Annotated in this window: 17 protein-coding genes; 15 read left to right on the plus strand and 2 right to left on the minus strand. The window is 68.8% G+C overall.

All coding sequences use genetic code 11. From position 1 onward, the window contains the following. The first annotated feature begins 5 nt into the window (after window positions 1–5). The 6 genes from VLK61_RS24205 (at window position 6) to VLK61_RS24230 (ending at window position 6,124) form a co-directional block, all read left to right on the plus strand. Window positions 6–1,232: a pyridoxal phosphate-dependent aminotransferase gene (locus VLK61_RS24205; RefSeq protein ID WP_325424795.1), complete on the plus strand. Its 1,227-nt coding sequence runs from the start codon at window positions 6–8 to the stop codon at window positions 1,230–1,232. Then, entirely contained in the window at window positions 1,229–2,608 is a 1,380-nt protein-coding gene (locus VLK61_RS24210) for a homoserine dehydrogenase (protein ID WP_325424797.1), read from the plus strand. The genes VLK61_RS24205 and VLK61_RS24210 overlap by 4 nt, the downstream gene beginning before the upstream one ends. Next, window positions 2,608–4,020: a threonine synthase gene (gene thrC, locus VLK61_RS24215; protein WP_325424799.1), complete on the plus strand. Its 1,413-nt coding sequence runs from the start codon at window positions 2,608–2,610 to the stop codon at window positions 4,018–4,020. The genes VLK61_RS24210 and thrC overlap by 1 nt, the downstream gene beginning before the upstream one ends. 76 nt (window positions 4,021–4,096) lie before the next feature. Continuing rightward, entirely contained in the window at window positions 4,097–4,627 is a 531-nt protein-coding gene (mobB, locus tag VLK61_RS24220) for a molybdopterin-guanine dinucleotide biosynthesis protein B (RefSeq protein WP_325424801.1), read from the plus strand. Further along, window positions 4,620–5,867 carry a gephyrin-like molybdotransferase Glp gene (gene glp, locus VLK61_RS24225; RefSeq protein WP_325424803.1) on the plus strand — a complete coding sequence of 416 codons (1,248 nt, stop codon included), beginning with the start codon at window positions 4,620–4,622 and terminating at the stop codon, window positions 5,865–5,867. The genes mobB and glp overlap by 8 nt, the downstream gene beginning before the upstream one ends. 2 nt (window positions 5,868–5,869) lie before the next feature. Beyond that, on the plus strand, window positions 5,870–6,124 hold the full coding sequence (locus VLK61_RS24230) for a MoaD/ThiS family protein (protein WP_325424805.1): 255 nt from the start codon (window positions 5,870–5,872) through the stop codon (window positions 6,122–6,124). Window positions 6,125–6,131: 7 nt separating this feature from the next. Here VLK61_RS24230 and VLK61_RS24235 read toward each other — a convergent pair whose 3' ends face one another. Next, entirely contained in the window at window positions 6,132–7,205 is a 1,074-nt protein-coding gene (locus tag VLK61_RS24235; RefSeq protein ID WP_325424807.1) for a S41 family peptidase, read from the minus strand. Window positions 7,206–7,227: 22 nt separating this feature from the next. Here VLK61_RS24235 and VLK61_RS24240 point away from each other — a divergent pair, with 22 nt between their 5' ends. Next, window positions 7,228–7,419 carry a hypothetical protein gene (locus VLK61_RS24240; RefSeq protein WP_325424809.1) on the plus strand — a complete coding sequence of 64 codons (192 nt, stop codon included), beginning with the start codon at window positions 7,228–7,230 and terminating at the stop codon, window positions 7,417–7,419. Here the strand turns inward: VLK61_RS24240 and VLK61_RS24245 are convergent. Continuing rightward, on the minus strand, window positions 7,398–8,339 hold the full coding sequence (locus tag VLK61_RS24245; protein ID WP_325424811.1) for a 4-hydroxy-tetrahydrodipicolinate synthase family protein: 942 nt from the start codon (window positions 8,337–8,339) through the stop codon (window positions 7,398–7,400). The genes VLK61_RS24240 and VLK61_RS24245 overlap by 22 nt on opposite strands. Window positions 8,340–8,634: 295 nt before the next feature. Between VLK61_RS24245 and VLK61_RS24250 the strand changes: the two genes are divergently transcribed. From VLK61_RS24250 to VLK61_RS24285, 8 genes are all read left to right on the plus strand, one after another. Beyond that, entirely contained in the window at window positions 8,635–9,108 is a 474-nt protein-coding gene (locus VLK61_RS24250) for a molybdenum cofactor biosynthesis protein MoaE (RefSeq protein ID WP_325424813.1), read from the plus strand. A gap of 17 nt (window positions 9,109–9,125) precedes the next feature. After that, entirely contained in the window at window positions 9,126–9,620 is a 495-nt protein-coding gene (locus VLK61_RS24255) for a flavin reductase family protein (RefSeq protein WP_325424815.1), read from the plus strand. Continuing rightward, window positions 9,617–10,648: a peptidase M29 gene (locus tag VLK61_RS24260; protein WP_414636852.1), complete on the plus strand. Its 1,032-nt coding sequence runs from the start codon at window positions 9,617–9,619 to the stop codon at window positions 10,646–10,648. The genes VLK61_RS24255 and VLK61_RS24260 overlap by 4 nt, the downstream gene beginning before the upstream one ends. Continuing rightward, a complete protein-coding gene (locus tag VLK61_RS24265) occupies window positions 10,645–11,454 on the plus strand; it encodes an alpha/beta fold hydrolase (RefSeq protein WP_325424817.1) in 810 nt (269 codons plus the stop codon). Before VLK61_RS24260 ends, VLK61_RS24265 begins: the two co-directional genes overlap by 4 nt. Continuing rightward, window positions 11,451–12,740 (plus strand): acyl-CoA dehydrogenase family protein, encoded by a 1,290-nt coding sequence (locus tag VLK61_RS24270; protein ID WP_325424819.1) that lies wholly within the window; start codon window positions 11,451–11,453, stop codon window positions 12,738–12,740. The genes VLK61_RS24265 and VLK61_RS24270 overlap by 4 nt, the downstream gene beginning before the upstream one ends. Next, window positions 12,737–14,176 (plus strand): class I adenylate-forming enzyme family protein, encoded by a 1,440-nt coding sequence (locus tag VLK61_RS24275; protein ID WP_325424822.1) that lies wholly within the window; start codon window positions 12,737–12,739, stop codon window positions 14,174–14,176. The genes VLK61_RS24270 and VLK61_RS24275 overlap by 4 nt, the downstream gene beginning before the upstream one ends. Beyond that, complete coding sequence (locus VLK61_RS24280) at window positions 14,176–15,228, plus strand: MerR family transcriptional regulator (protein ID WP_325424824.1); 1,053 nt, start codon at window positions 14,176–14,178, stop codon at window positions 15,226–15,228. Before VLK61_RS24275 ends, VLK61_RS24280 begins: the two co-directional genes overlap by 1 nt. Window positions 15,229–15,262: 34 nt before the next feature. Beyond that, window positions 15,263–15,972, plus strand: a 710-nt coding sequence (locus tag VLK61_RS24285) for an acyltransferase family protein (protein ID WP_325424825.1), incomplete at its 3' end; no start/stop codon positions are given.

Raw genomic sequence — 15,972 nt, forward strand, 5'->3', positions numbered from 1 at the left:
CCGTTTTGAAACCGATCACCAAGTCCGGCAAGCTCGACAGCGTCTGCTACGACATCCGCGGCCCGGTGCTCGACAAGGCTCGCGAGATGGAAGACGAGGGCCACAAGATCATCAAGCTGAACATCGGCAACATCGCCGCGTTCGGCCTGGAGCCGCCCGACGAGATCGTGCAGGACATGATCCGCAACCTGCCGCACGCCGCGGGCTACACCGACAGCAAGGGCCTGTTCGCGCCGCGCAAGTCGGTGGTGCACTACAGCCAGGAAAAGCACATCGCCGGGGTCACGATCGACGACGTGTACCTGGGCAATGGCGCCTCGGAGCTCATCACGATGAGCCTGAACGCGCTGCTCGACAACGGCGACGAGATTCTGGTGCCGGCGCCCGACTACCCGCTGTGGACGGCCTCGGTCTCGCTGTCCGGCGGCCGGCCGGTGCACTATGTCTGCGACGAACAATCCGGCTGGCTGCCGGACCTGGACGACATCCGCCGCAAGATCACGCCCAACACCCGCGGCATCGTCGTCATCAACCCGAACAACCCGACCGGCGCGCTGTATCCGGACGAGTTGCTGACGGAGATCGTCGAGATCGCCCGCCAGCACCAGCTGATCGTCTTTGCCGACGAGATCTACGACAAGACGCTGTACGACGGCCACACCCACACCAGCATCGCCTCGCTGGCCGACGACGTGCTGTTCATCAGCTTCAACGGCCTGTCGAAGAACTACCGCTCTTGCGGCTACCGCGCCGGCTGGATGATCGTCTCCGGCGACAAGCGCCACGCCAAGGACTACATCGAAGGCCTGAACATGCTGTCCTCGATGCGGCTGTGCTCGAACACGCCGGGCCAATTGGCGATCCAGACCGCTCTGGGCGGCTACCAGAGCATCAAGGACCTGGTGGCGCCGGGCGGCCGGCTGTGCCGCCAGCGTGACCTGGCCTACCAGCTGTTGACGCAGATTCCCGGCGTCAGCGTGGTCAAGCCCAAGGGCGCGCTGTACATGTTCCCGAAGCTGGACGCGAAGATGTACCCGATTGCCGACGACCAGCAGTTCGCCTACGAGCTGCTGGCCGAGGAGAAGGTGCTGATCGTGCAGGGCACCGGCTTCAACTGGATCAACCCGGATCACTTCCGGCTGGTCTTCCTGCCCAATTCCGATGACCTGGCCGACGCGATCGGCCGCATCGAACGTTTCCTCTCGCACTACAGAAAGCGGCATACGCTATGACAACACGCAGTGTTGCGGTGGAGACTCATGTCGCGCAGCGACGTGATGTCGAAACCAAACCCATCCAGGTCGGCCTGCTCGGCATCGGTACTGTCGGATCCGGCACCTTCAAGGTGCTGACGCGCAACCAGCAGGAGATTCGGCGTCGTGCCGGCCGCGGCATCGAGATCACCATGGTGGCCGACCTGGACGTGGCGCGGGCCAAGACGCTCGTCGCCGACATGGGCGGCACGGGTGTCGAGGTGGTGGCCGATGCGCGGGCGGTGATCGCCAATCCGGACATCGACATCGTGATCGAGCTGATCGGCGGCTACGGCATCGCCAAGGCGCTGGTGATGGAGGCCATTGCCGCCGGCAAGCATGTGGTCACCGCCAACAAGGCCTTGCTCGCGGTGCACGGCACCGAGATCTTCGCCGCGGCCAGCGACAAGGGCGTGATGGTCGCCTTCGAGGCCGCGGTGGCCGGCGGCATCCCGATCATCAAGGCGCTGCGCGAAGGCCTGACCGCCAACCGCATCGAATGGATCGCCGGCATCATCAACGGTACGACGAACTTCATCCTGTCCGAGATGCGCGACAAGGGGCTGGACTTCGGCGTGGTGCTGAAGGAAGCCCAGCGCCTGGGCTACGCCGAGGCCGATCCGACCTTCGACATCGAAGGCATCGACGCCGGCCACAAGGTGTCGATCATGAGCGCGATCGCCTTCGGCACGCCAGTTCAGTTCGACATGGCCCATGTCGAGGGCATCACCAGCCTGCAGGCCGCGGACATCCGCTACGCCGATCAGCTGGGCTACCGCATCAAGCTGCTGGGCATCACCAAGCGGCGCGACGAGGGAATTGAGCTGCGCGTTCACCCGACGCTGGTGCCTGCCAAGCGCCTGATCGCCAATGTCGAAGGCGCGATGAACGCGGTGGTGGTGCAGGGCGACGCGGTCGGCACCACGCTGTACTACGGCAAGGGAGCAGGCGCCGAGCCGACGGCTTCCGCTGTGGTGGCCGACCTGGTCGACATCACCCGGTTGCACACCGCCGACCCCGATCACCGCGTACCGCACTTGGCCTTCCAGCCCGATGCGATGCACGACACGCCGATCCTGCCCATCAGCGCCGTGGTGACCTCGTTCTACCTGCGCCTGCAGGTCGCCGACCAGACAGGGGTGTTGTCGAAGATCACCACCATCCTGGCCGAACACGACATCTCGATCGATGCGGTGCTGCAGCGTGAGAGCGCCGAAGGTGAGAAGCAGACCGACCTGATCATCCTGACCCACGACACCGTCGAAGGCCGCATGCGCGCCGCGCTGGCCAAGATGCAGGCGCTGCCGACTGTGCTGGCGCCCATCGTCAACATCCGCAAAGAAGAGTTGAACTGATGCGCTACGTCAGCACCCGCGGCGACCAGACCGAGCGCCGCTTCTGCGAAATCCTGCTGGAAGGCCTGGCGCCCGATGGCGGGCTGTACATGCCCAAGCGCTACCCGCGCGTCAACGGCTTCCAGATGCTGCGCTGGCGTGGGTTGCCGTACAACGAACTGGCCTTCGAGATCCTGTCGCTGTTCATCGACGACATTCCGCGTGAAGACCTGAAGGCACTGGTCGATCGCACCTACACCAAGACCACCTTCGGCACCGACGCGATCGTGCCGCTGCGCCAGCTGGAAGACGGGCTATTCATCGAAGGTCTGTCCAATGGCCCGACGCTGGCCTTCAAAGACATGGCGATGCAGCTGCTGGGCAACCTGTTCGAGTACGAACTGGGCCGCCGCGGCGAAACGCTGAACATCCTGGGCGCCACCTCGGGCGACACCGGGAGCGCCGCCGAGTACGCAATGCGCGGCAAGCAGGGCGTGCGCGTGTTCATGCTGTCGCCGCACGGCCGCATGAGCCCGTTCCAGCAGGCGCAGATGTTCAGCCTGCAAGACCCCAACATCCACAACATCACGATCGAAGGCGTGTTCGACGACTGCCAGGACATCGTCAAGGCCGTCAGCAACGACCTGGCATTCAAGCGCCAGCACAAGATCGGCACGGTGAACTCGATCAACTGGGCGCGGCTGCTGGCCCAGGTGGTCTACTACTTCGCGGGTTATTTCCAGGCCACGACATCGGACGCGCAGAAGGTCAGTTTCGCCGTGCCCTCGGGCAACTTCGGCAATGTCTGCGCCGGCCATGTGGCGCGCATGATGGGCCTGCCGATCGCGCAGCTGGTGGTGGCGACCAACGAGAACGACGTGCTCGACGAGTTCTTCCGCACCGGCACCTACCGCGTGCGCGGCAGCGCCGAGACCTACGAGACCTCCAGCCCGTCGATGGACATCAGCAAGGCCTCGAACTTCGAACGCTACGTCTTCGACCTGACCAACCGCGATGGCGCGCGCATTGCGCAGATCTTCGGTCCCGGTCTGGTTCGAGAGGGCGGCTTCAGCCTGTCGGCCGAAGAAGTGGCGCGCATTCCGATCACCGGCTTCGTCTCGGGCAAGAGCACGCATGCCGATCGCCTGGCCACCATCCGCCAGGCCTGGCAGCAGTACCAGGACATGATCGACACCCACACGGCCGATGGCCTGAAGGTGGCGTTGGAACGGCGTCAGCCCGGCGTGCCGATGATCGTGCTGGAGACCGCCTTGCCGGCCAAGTTCGCAGCCACCATCGAAGAGGCGCTGGGCCGCCAGCCGACGCGCCCCGCGGCGCTGGAAGGCATCGAAGCGCTGCCCAAGCGCTTCACCGTGATGCCGGTGGATGCGCAACGCGTCAAGGCCTACATCGCGGAAAACACCGCGACATGATGCCCCCACGCTCACTTCGTTCGCTTCCCCCCGAGGGGGCGCGCCAGTGCCTTGGGAACGGCCCGGCGGCACTGGCATGAACGTCGTCGGCTTCTGCGGCTGCTCCGGCGTCGGCAAGACGACGCTGATGGAGGGCTTGATCGCCGAGCTGAAGGCGCGCGGCCAGCGCGTCTCGGTGATCAAGCATGCGCACAAGACCTTCGACATCGACCATCCCGGCAAGGACACCTGGCGCCATCGCCAGGCCGGCGCCTTCGAGGTGATGATCGCCTCGGGCCACCGCCTCGCGAAGATGCGCGAGTACGAGGTCGAGGGCCAGCCCAGCGTGCACCAGCTGATCGCCGAGATGGTGGAGTGCGACTGGCTGCTGGTCGAAGGCTTCAAGCAGGCCGACATCCCGAAGATCGAGGTCTGGCGCCAGGCGCTCGACGAGGCGCCGATCTATCCGGACGAGCCTTTCGTCGTCGCGATCGCCACCGATGCGCCCAGTGCCTTACCGGTGGCCACGCTGCGCCCAGTGTTCGACATGGCCGCGGTACCGGCGCTGGCTTCGTACCTGATGGACACTGCCGATCGCTTCCACTACCGGCCCGAGATCCATGGCTGAACAACGCCCGACCCTGCTGAGCCTGGACGAGGTGCTGTCGCGGCTGCTGCAGGTGGCCAGCGAACGCCGCATCGCGGACAGCGACACCGTGTCGAGCTTCGACGCACTGGGCCGCGTGCTGGCCCGGGGCGTGCATTCATCGCTGGATGTGCCGCCGGCGGACAACAGCTCGATGGACGGCTACGCGCTGCGCGCGGCCGATGTGCCGGCGGCGGGCGCGCTGCTGCCGGTGAGCCAGCGCATCCCCGCGGGCGTCGTCGGCCAGCCGCTGGCGGCCGGCACGGCGGCGCGCATCTTCACCGGTGCGCAGGTGCCGGCGGGGGCCGATGCCGTGGTGATGCAAGAGCAGTGCGAGGCGGTGGCCGGCGAGGCGCTGGGGGCGGTGCGCGTCAACACCGTGCCGGCTTCAGGCCAATGGATACGCCGGTGCGGCGAAGACGTGATGCACGGTGCCGAAGTATTGGCCGCCGGCAGCCGGCTGACGCCGCAGGCGCTGGGCCTGGCGGCCTCGGTCGGCGCGGCGACGCTCGCCGTCTGCCGCCGCCCCCGCGTCGCGCTGTTCTCGACCGGCGACGAACTGGTGATGCCCGGCCAGCCGCTGAAACCCGGTGCGATCTACAACTCCAACCGCTTCACCTTGCGCGGCCTGCTGCAGGCCGCCGGCTGCGAGGTGGTCGATCTCGGCATCGTGCCGGACCAGCTGGACGCGACGCGTGAAGCGCTGCGCCGCGCGGCCGCCGGCAACGACTTGATCCTGACGTCCGGCGGTGTCTCGGTCGGCGAAGAGGACCACCTGAAGCCGGCGGTCCAGGCCGAAGGCTGGCTGGAAGCCTGGCAGGTGGCGATGAAACCCGGCAAGCCGCTGGCCTTCGGCGCCGTCAAGCGCGAGGGCGGCGAGACGCTGTTCATGGGCCTGCCCGGCAACCCGGTGTCCAGCTTCGTGACTTTTCTGCTCGCCGTTGCGCCGGTGCTGCGCACGCTGCAAGCCTGCCCGGCCGCGTTGCCGCAGGCCGTGGCCGTGCGCGCCGATTTCGACTGGCCGCAGCCGGACAAGCGGCGCGAGTTCCTGCGCGCCCGCTTCAATGCCGAGGGCGGGGTCGAGCTGTTCCCGAACCAGAGTTCCGGCGTGCTGACCTCGGCGGTGTGGGCCGACGGCCTGGTCGACAACCCGCCCAGCCAGGCGATACGACGTGGCGACACGGTGCGGCTGCTGCTGTTGACATCCCTGATCGGCGGTTGAGCATGGCCATCGTCAATCTGCGTTATTTCGCCTCGCTGCGCGAGGCCCTGGGCGCCGGCGAGCGCATCGACTGGCCGGCAGGCGGGACGTTGGGCGAGCTGCGCGACATGCTGATCGCGCGCGGCGGCCGCCATGCCGAGGTGCTGGCCCGCGGCCGAGCGCTGCGTTGCGCGCTGAACCAGGTGATGGCTGACGAAGCCACGAAGGTCGGCGAAGGCGCCGAGGTGGCGTTCTTTCCGCCGGTGACCGGCGGCTGACGCCGCGCTACTGCGGCCGGGTGCCGCCGCGTTCCAGCTCGGCCAGCCGCGTCTGCAGGGCGGCCCTAACCTCGGCATCGGGCTGCGATTCGACGATGGGCTTCAAGGCCATCACCTGCGCCACGCGCAGCGCATCGTCGGCTGCCACCTTCACATCCGGCTCCACACCCACACCCTCCCAATTGGTCTTGCTGATCGGGTTGATCGCGCGGCCGCTGGGGATGAAGACGTGGAAATGCGTTGCCACCTTGACCATGTCGCCGGGGTGCGCGCCGCCGCCGGTGGTCTCGCCGATCAAGGTGGCGCGTTTCAGGTTCTTCAGGTTGTAGCTGAACTCCTCGGCGCCGGAGAAGGTGCGCCTGGAGGTCAGCACGTAGACCGGCTTCTTCGCGTCGAAGCGCTTGCCGGGCACCCAGTCCTGGGTCCAGAACTGCTCGGTGCGATTGCCTTCGCGCCAGTACATGTCGTTCAGGTGAGTGCGTTCGGCAAACAGATAACTGCTCATCAGAGCGACCGTGGCGGGATCGCCGCCGCCGTTGCGCCGCAGATCGATGATCAAGGCCTGCGAATGGGCGACCAGGTTCATCGCCGCCGCGATCGCTTCGCCGGCCAGCTCGGCCGAGGCGAAGCCGCGCAGCTCGATGTAGCCGATGTTGCCAGGCAGGCGCTCGACCTTCTCGACGCCGAAGTTGCGCGCCTGTTCACTCTTCAGGTAGGCCTCGCGCTCGCCGGCGGTCGGCGCACGATCGGCCGCGCGGTCTTCCAGCGGCGTGGCGCTGAAGCGCATGCGGATGTGCTTGTCGCGCGTCACCGCCTGCAGCGCCTCCGTCAGCTTGTCGGCAAAACCGGTGGCCCCCGTGAGCTGATCGAAAGCACCGGCCTGCTGCTGGCTGCGTAGCGCGGTCTCGACCTGCGTGGCCATCTCGGGGAACACGTACTGCGCGTTCATCTCGCGGATCGTGCCGGCGATCACCTGCTGGCGCGTCGCTGCGTCGATCGGCGGCCCGGCGTTCTGGGCGCTGGCGCTCACCGTGGCAACGATCAGGCCCACAGCCAGGGCACGGCGGGAGAACGGTGGCATGGGCTAGGTCGGATGGGCGGGGATGAGCAGCATTGTGCTGCGCGATGCACTGCGCTTGCTCATCTTTCTGGCGTTCGACCACGCCGCGCGCGTGGCCTGCACCGACCGGGATGAACGGGTGCAGGTCACCGAGCACCTGCGTCAGAAAGCCGGTGTGCGCGAGACCTACACCCGGCTGGTGCTGCGCGAGGTTCAGCTGGCGACGACGGCCTGAGCGGGCGTGCCACTGCGGGCCGCCGGGTCTTCGGCGGGCCGCGGTGGCCAGTCGCGCGCCAGGCCTTCCAGCACACTCAGCACACGCGCGGTGGTCGCGACATCGGCCGGCTGCATCGGCGCCCGCAGTTCGTTGCGCAGCCAGCCTTGCTGCGCCAACACGGCCTTCACCACCATCGGGTTCGGTTCGGCAAACAGTGCCTGGGCCAGCGGCCGCAGCGCGCGCCACAGCGCCTGGGCCTCGTGCAAGCGCTGCTGCTGCAGCAGGCGATGAAGTTGCACGAAGAGGTCGGCCCGCAGGTGCGCCGAGGCCGCGATGGCTCCCGTTGCGCCCAGCGCCATCTGCGCGAACATCTCGTCGTCGTTGCCGGCCAGCAGCGCCAGCCGGCCATCGCCGAGCACGGCGGTGGCGGCCGCGGCATCGCTGCTGCAATCCTTCACGGCCTGGATGCGGGGATGAGCGGCCAGCGCCAGCAGCGTCGGCAGTTCGATGCGCACGCCCGTGCGTGCCGGGATGTCGTAGGCCACGATCGGCAGCGGCGACGCATCGGCCACGCTGCGGAAGTGCGCCAGCAGGCCGGCTTGCGACGGCTTCATGTAGGCGGGTGCACTGAGCAGCAAGCCCGAGACGGCGTGCTCGGCGGCCAGGCGCCGCGCACGCACTGCCAGCAGGTCCGCGCGCACGCCGGCCAGGCCCATCAGCACCGGCAGCCCGGCGGCAGCGGCGAGGGTGGTGGCCAGCACCTGGTCCTGCTCGGCCTCGTCCAGCATGGCGGCTTCACCGGTGCTGCCGCAGGCCACGAAGCCGGCCACGCCTCGGCCGGCCAGATGCTGGACCAGGCGCCGCAAGGCCGGCAGGTCCAGGCGGCCGTCGCAAAAAGGGGTGACCAGCGGCACCCAGATCCCCGAAAACGTCATCATCACGAACACTCCATGCATCAACGACCGTGTGGAAGAACCGGTCGGATGAGTGTGCGGCGTGGGGCGGGGCAGGGTCTGGCAGCCTGTGGGGAGTTCACCGGTCCGGTGCCCGCTGTGTTCCGTCGCTCGTCCGACGACGGAACAGCTGCCCCGGTCAGACGAGCGGCTGCTTTTTCGATTTCTCCGCCACGCACACGCCGGCCGGGAGGGCCAGGACGATGAGGAAGGGGGCGGAGAACATGCGGCCGATTCTAGTGGCGATGGGCGTCCCACCCGCAGTGCCACAATCCTCGCCATGAGCCGCGTCAGCATCCAGGCCGCCGATTTCGACCTCTCCACCGAGGTCGCGGCACTCCGTGCAACCGACCTCGGCGTGGGGGCGGTGGCCAGCTTCATCGGCACCGTGCGCGACCGCAACGACGGCGCGGGCGTCAGTGCGATGGAGCTCGAGCATTACCCGGGCATGACCGAAGCGGCGATCGAGACGATGATCGACGACGCCTGTTGCCGCTTTGCCTTGCGCGCGGTGCGCGTGATCCACCGGGTCGGCCTGCTGCAACCGGGCGAGCAGATCGTGCTGGTGGCCGTCAGTTCGGCGCACCGCGCCGATGCCTTCCAGGGCTGCGAGTTCCTGATGGACTACCTGAAGACGCAGGCGCCGTTCTGGAAGAAGGAGACCACGCCGGAGGGCGCACGCTGGGTCGATGCGCGGGTGGCCGACGATGCGGCGCTCGCGCGCTGGGGCCTCAGCGCGGGCAACGCAGCGTGAGTGCTGCGGGGGTCGACATGACCGAGGCGGAGAACCTGGATCCGCAGGCGCTGCGCCAGGCGCTCGGCCGCTTCGCCACTGGCGTGACGATCGTGACCTGCCTCGACGCCACGGGTCAACCGGTGGGGCTGACTGCCAACTCGTTCAACGCGCTGTCGCTGCAGCCGCCGCTGGTGTTGTGGTCCTTGCGGCGGGCCAGTCCCAGCCTGGCAGCGTTCTCGGCAGCGCGCTTCTTTGTCGTCAATGTGCTGGCCGAAACGCAGGTGGATCTGTCGCGCCGCTTCGCGTCGCAGTTGCCGGACAAGTTTGCCGAGGGCCACTGGACACCCGGGCTGGGTGATGCCCCGGTGCTCACCGCCTGTGCGGCAGTGTTCGAGTGCGAACTGCGGGCCCAGCACGAGGCCGGCGACCACCAGTTGTTCATCGGCCACGTGCGGCGCATGGCCGATCTGGTGACGGCGCCGCTGCTGTTCCAGGGCGGCCACTACCGCATGCTCGGAGAAATCCTGTGAATGCCGTGATCGAAGCCAAGTGGATCGAGGTGTTTGCCGATGCCTTCCGGCTGTGCGGCGTGCAGCCCGGCGATGCCTGCGCGGTGCTGTGCGAAACACAATCGCGGCCGGCGCTGGTGCAACTCTCCGAGCTGGCGCTGGCGCGGCTGGGCGCGCGCTGGTTCCGCCTGACCGTGCCGACGCCGCGCCTGAGCGCGCCGGTGCCGGTGCGCTCGACCGGTGCGTCGGACGCCATCGGCCGCTTGCAGCCGGTGGTGCAGGCCTTGAGCGGCAGCAGCTTTGTTGCCGACTGCACGGTCGAAGGGCTGCAGCATGCGGTGGAGTTGCCTGAGATCCTGCGTGGCGGCGCCCGCGTGCTGGCCATCAGCAACGAGCATCCCGAGATCCTGGAGCGCTGCCTGCCGCGCGCCGAAGACGAAGCGCCGGTGCGCGAGGCGATGCGCCGGCTGAAGGCGGCGCGCGAGATGCGCGTGCAGTCTGCCGCCGGCACCGACCTGCGTATCGACCTCGCCGGTGCGCGCATCGGCGGCGTCTGGGGCTTCAGCGCCAAGCCCGGCAGCCTGTCCCACTGGCCGGGCGGCCTGGTGCTGGCCTTCCCGGCGGCCGGCACGGTGCAGGGCAGGCTGGTGCTGGACCGCGGTGACGTGAACCTGACCTTCAAGCGCTACCTCGCCGACCCGGTGGCGCTGCGCATCGAGCGCGACCACGTGGTGGCGGTGGAGGGCAGCAGTGTCGATGCCGAGCTGATGCGGGGTTATTTCGCGGCCTGGAACGACCCCTTGGCGTATGCGGTGTCGCATGTCGGCTGGGGCCTGAACCGCCGCGCGCGCTGGGATGCACTGACCTTCTACGACAAGGCCGATTGCAACGGCACCGAGCTGCGCGCCTTTGCCGGCAACTTCCTGTATTCCACCGGCGCGAACGAAGTGGCCGGCCGCCACACCGCCGGGCATTTCGACCTGCCGCTGCGCGGCTGCAGCGTGCTGCTCGATGGTGTTCCGGTGGTCGACAAGGGGGTGCTGCTGTGAGCGCGCGGCTGGTCACCGATGCACCGCTGGCGCACCTGCGCTGGGGCGAGGGGCCACCGGTGCTGCTGCTGCACGGTGTGGGCGGCGGGCGCGAGGTGTGGCGCGATGAGCTGTCCGGCACTGGCGCGGCGCTGGCGGCCGCGGGCTTCAGTGCGCTGGCCGTTGATTTTCCGGGTTATGGTCTGTCGCCGGGCATCGAGCCGTATGAGTTGTCCGGCCTGGCCCGATCGGTCGAGGCGCTGATCCGCTGGCTGGAGGCGCCCCCGGCCGTGCTGGTCGGCCACAGCATGGGCGGCATGGTCGCGCTGGAGCTGGCGGCGCTGGCGCCGCAGGCTGTTGGCGCGCTGGTGCTGGCCAGCACCTCGCCGGCTTTCGGCAAACCGGGAGGCGACTGGCAGCAGGGCTTCCTGCGCTCGCGCTTCGCGCCGCTGGACGCCGGCCTGGGCATGGCCGGCATGGCGGCGCAGCTGGTGCCGGCCATGGTGGCGCCGGGCCTGCCGGCCGACAGACTGGCCGCGGTGCAGGCGCTGATGGCGGCGGTGCCTGAAGCCACCTACCGCCGCGCGCTGGCCGCGCTGGTGGCCTTCGACCGCCGTGCCGCCTTGTCGGTCATCACCGTGCCGACGCTGGTGCTGACCGGCGAGCACGACACCACCGCCGCGCCGGCCGTGGCGGCGCGCATGGCCGAGCGCATTCCCGGTGCGGCGCTCGAGATCGTGCCCGGGGCCGGCCATCTGCTGACGATGGAGCAGCCGCAGGCCTTCAACACGGCGCTGCTGCGCTTCCTGCAAGGAGTCACGCGATGACCAGCCCCCGCCCCGAGCCGGTGGCCACGCGCTACCAGCCTTCGCACATTGCCGGCAATGCGGCAAACCTGACGCCGCTGCAGCGCGAACTCATCGAGCGCGTCGCCGAACTCGGCCCAGGCTTCGCCGAGCGCGCTGCCCGCTACGACCGCGACGCCAGCTTCCCCTTCGAGAACTACGCCGACCTGCGCGCGGCCGGCCTGCTGGGCATCTGCGTGCCCGAGGCCTATGGCGGGCTGGGGGCAGACTTCGCGACCTATGTGATGGTCTCGGCCGAGATCGGCCGCTGGTGCGGATCCACCGCGCTCAGCTTCAACATGCATGTCTGCTCCTGCCTGTGGTCCGGCGCGATCGCCGATGCGCTGGACATGACGGCCGAGGAGCGTGCCGAACACCACCGCATCCGCAGCATCCACTACCAGCGCATCGTGCAGGGCGGCCAGGTCTATGCGCAGCCCTTCTCCGAGGGCGGCGCCGCGGCCGCCGGTGCGGCGCCCTGGGGCACGCTGGCCAAGCGGGTGGACGGCGGCTACGTCGTCAGCGGCAAGAAGATCTTCGCCTCGCTGGCCGGCGCGGCCGACTACTACGGCGTGCTGTGCACGCTGGAGCGGCCCGGCCAGGCGGCAGGCGGCTCGCGCCGCGACGCGATGTACCTGGCCGTGCCGGCCAACGCACCGGGCGTGACGATCAGCGGCGACTGGGATCCGCTGGGCATGCGCGGCACGGTCAGCCGCAACCTGCTGTTCAGCGAAGTGTTCGTGCCGGACGAAGCGCGGCTGATGCCCGAGGGCGCCTACTTCCATGCCGTGAGCCGCTTCCCGCACATGTTCGCGACGCTGTCGCCGACCTACCTGGGCATCGCCCAGGCGGCCTACGACTTCACCGTGCAGTACTTGCGCGCCGAGGTGCCCGGCATGCCGCCGGTGATGCGCCGCATGTACCCGACCAAGCAATACGCAGTGGCCGAGATGCGCATCAAGCTCGAGGCCACGCGCGCGCTGTTCCTGCAGAACGCGCGCGATGCCTGCATCGACCCCGACAAGGACGCGCGCATGCGGCTCTATGCCGCGCACTACACGATCATGGAGAACGCCAACGACATCTGCCGTCTGGCCATCCGCACCTGCGGCGGGCAGGCGATGCTGAAGTCGCTGCCTCTGGAGCGCCTGTACCGTGATTCACGCTGCGGCTCGCTGATGCTGCCGTGGACAGCCGAGTTGTGCATGGACCGCCTGGGCCGTGAATGCCTGTACGAGGCGGGCGAACGGGACGAGGCCATCGAGTGAGCGAGCGCCCGTTGTATCAGCGCTTCCATGCGCAGGTGCAGCGTCGTCCGAAGGCGCTGGCGGTGCAGGCCGGCGCGACGCACATCAGCTATGCCACGCTGGACAGCCTGGTCGAAGCCAACCGGCGAGCCTTGCAGGCCCAGGGCCATGGGCCCGGCCACCTGATCGGCTGGTTGGGCGAGAACTCCGTCGAGATGCTGGCCGCCTTGCTGGCCTGCGCGCGCATCGGCGCGGTGTTCGCGCCGTTGAACTGGCGCCTGGCCTTGCCTGAGTTGGTCGCGATTGCTCATGACGCCGGCTTGCACGCCGTGCTGGCAAGCTCCGACAAGGCCGAGCAAGCCGCTGCCTTGCGCTCGCTGTGCCGCTTGCGCAGCACGCCCGACGACAGCCTGGATGCCGATGACCTGCTGCTGGCCTGCACCTCCGGCACTAGCGGCGAGCCCAAGGGCGCGCTGCACACCCAGACGGCGATGCTGGCCAACGCCGAGGCAGCGATCGCCGCCCAAGGCCTGCACGAAGACGAGCGTGTGCTCAGCGTGCTGCCGCTGTTCCACGTCGGCGGCTTGTGCATCCAGACGCTGCCGGCGCTGCTGTGCGGCGCGGCGCTGAACCTGCCCCCGCGTTTCGAGGCCGGCCAGTGGCTGAGCACCGTCGCCCATTGGCGGCCCAGCACCAGCCTGCTGGTGCCGGCGGTGATGCGGGCGCTCGTCACGCATCCCGGCTGGGCCACGGCCGACCTGTCGTCGCTGCGCTTCGTCAACAGCGGTTCGTCCATCGTGCCTACCGAGTTGATCCAGGCCTTCCACGCACGCGGCGTGCCGGTGGCGCAGGTGTACGGCTGCACCGAGAGCGGGCCGGTGTCCATCGTGCTGCGGCCCGACGAAGCGCTGGCCCATGTCGGCCAGGCCGGCCGGCCGGCGCTGGGCGTGCAGCTGCGGCTGGTGGATGGCCAGGGCGCCGAGGTGCCGGCCGGCGCGGTCGGTGAAATCTGGCTGCAGGCACCGCAGATGATGCGCGGCTACCACCATCAGCCGCCGTTGCAGGATTGGTTTGCCACCGGCGATCTGGCGCGCTGCGATGCGGTGGGCTTTTTCACCATCGTCGGCCGCAGCAAGGACATGATCATTTCCGGCGGCGAAAACATCTACCCGGCCGAGATCGAACAGCTGGCCGCCGCCTGGCCCGGCGTGGCCGAAGCCGCGGTGGTCGGTCTGCCCGATGCACGCTGGGGCGAGGTGCCGGTGCTGGCGCTGGTGGCGCATCCAGGCGAGACGGTGGACACCGGCGCCCTGGCCGCTCACTTCGCGACCCAGCTGGCACGCTACAAGCAGCCGCGCCGCATCGTGCTGCTGGACGCTCTGCCGAAGACCGCGCTGGGCAAGGTGCAGAAGCCCGTGCTGCAGGCCACGCTGGGCGAGGCGGCCGGAGACCGCTGATGCTGCTGAAAGTGGGTGAACTGGCCAAACGCACCGGCATCACGGTGCGCACGCTGCACCACTACGACAGCATCGGCCTGCTGCGGCCGTCGGCCCGCTCGGACAGCGGCTATCGCCTGTACAACCAGGCCGATGTGGCGCGGCTGCACGGCATCCAGGTGCTGCGCCGCATCGGCCTGCCGCTGGAAGAGATCGGCGCGATGCTCGGCGAAGAGAGCCCGAGCCTGCCGCAGATCGTCGCGCGGCAGCTGCGCGCGCTGGAGCGCGAGATCGAACAGGCCACCGCGCTGCGCGACCGCCTGGCGCTGGCCCAGGCCAAGTTCAGCGCCGGCAGCGAGCCCGAGCTGAACGACTGGCTCGAGACCCTGCAGCTGATGAGCACCTGCGACAAATACTTCAGCGCCGCCGAGATCAAGCTGATCTTCGGCAACTGGGCGCGCATCGAAGGCCAATGGAACCAGGTTGTCGATGCAGTGCAGGCCCTGATGGACACCGGCATCTCGCCGCTCGATGCCCGGGTGCAGCCGCTGGCCCAGCGCTGGATGAACCTGATGCACACCTGGATGAAGGGCGACTTCGACCTGATGCTGCGCTGGGGCGAGATGTACCACGCCGAGCCCAGTGCCCACAGCAGCGCACGGCCGGGCCTGGCGATGATCCGGTTCATCGAGCAGGCGGTGCAGCTGCGGCTCGCGCTGCTGAAACGCTACCTCACGGATGACGACCTGAAGCGCCTGGCGCCGGTGCCCGATACGGAGTGGTCCGCGCTGGCCGACAGCGTGCTGGCGCTGATACCTCAGCAACTCCCGCCGCACGCGCCGCCGGTGCTGGCCGTGCTGAAGCGCTGGAACGAGCTTGTCGAACACGTCACGCGGCGCGACCCGGCGCTGCGCGAACGGCTGCAGCGCGCCTACCAGAGCGAGCCCTTGCTGCGCGATGCCGCCCCCTTGAATCCGGTGGCGCGCGAGTACCTGATGAAGGCCGCCACCGCGCTGGCCGCCGCCGGCCCCACACCCACCCAGATCCAACAAGACACACCGGCCGGGGCTTGACCCTCACGCCACGTCAGGCTGCACAGTGCGGGGCATGACAACGCCTCAACGCCTGCATTCGCTCGACAACCTGCGCGCCAGCATGATGTGGCTGGGCATCGTGGTGCATGTCGCGGCGATCCATCTGACCGGTGAGTCGCCACTGGTCTGGCGCGACACCGCCACCAGCCCGCTGGCCGATTTGCTGCTGGCCTTCATCCACGTGTTTCGCATGCCGGTGTTCTTCATCGTTGCCGGCTTCTTCGTCGCGATGCTGGTGCAGCGGCGCGGCATGGCCGGCATGCTGCGCCACCGCTTCCAGCGCATCGCGCTGCCCTTCCTGCTGTTGTGGCCGCCGATCCTGGTGCTGACCGTCACGATGGTCCTGCTGTTCGTGCACCGCATGGCGCGTGGCAGCTGGGGGCTGGACCCCGGCCTGATCCCGCCGATGGACGGCAAGCCGCGCCTCAACACCCTGCACCTGTGGTTCGTGTACCTGCTGTGGTGGTTTGCCGTGGCCACCGCGCTGGCAAGCTGGCTGGCACAGCGCCTGCCGCCCGCCTGGGCCTCGGCCGTGCCGCGGCTGATGCGCCAACTGGGCGCCCGCTGGTGGGGCTTTGTGCCGCTGACCCTGCCGCTGGTGCTGGCGGGGGCCGGTTACCGCAACGGCATCCTGGCGCCGGTGGGTTCGCTGTTGCCGCCGCCGGCGGAATGGCTGCACAACGGCATGTTCTTCCTCTTCGGCTGGGCGCTGTTTGCCGGCCG

This window comes from Aquabacterium sp. (genome assembly GCF_035476535.1).
GTDB lineage: Bacteria > Pseudomonadota > Gammaproteobacteria > Burkholderiales > Burkholderiaceae_C > Pseudaquabacterium.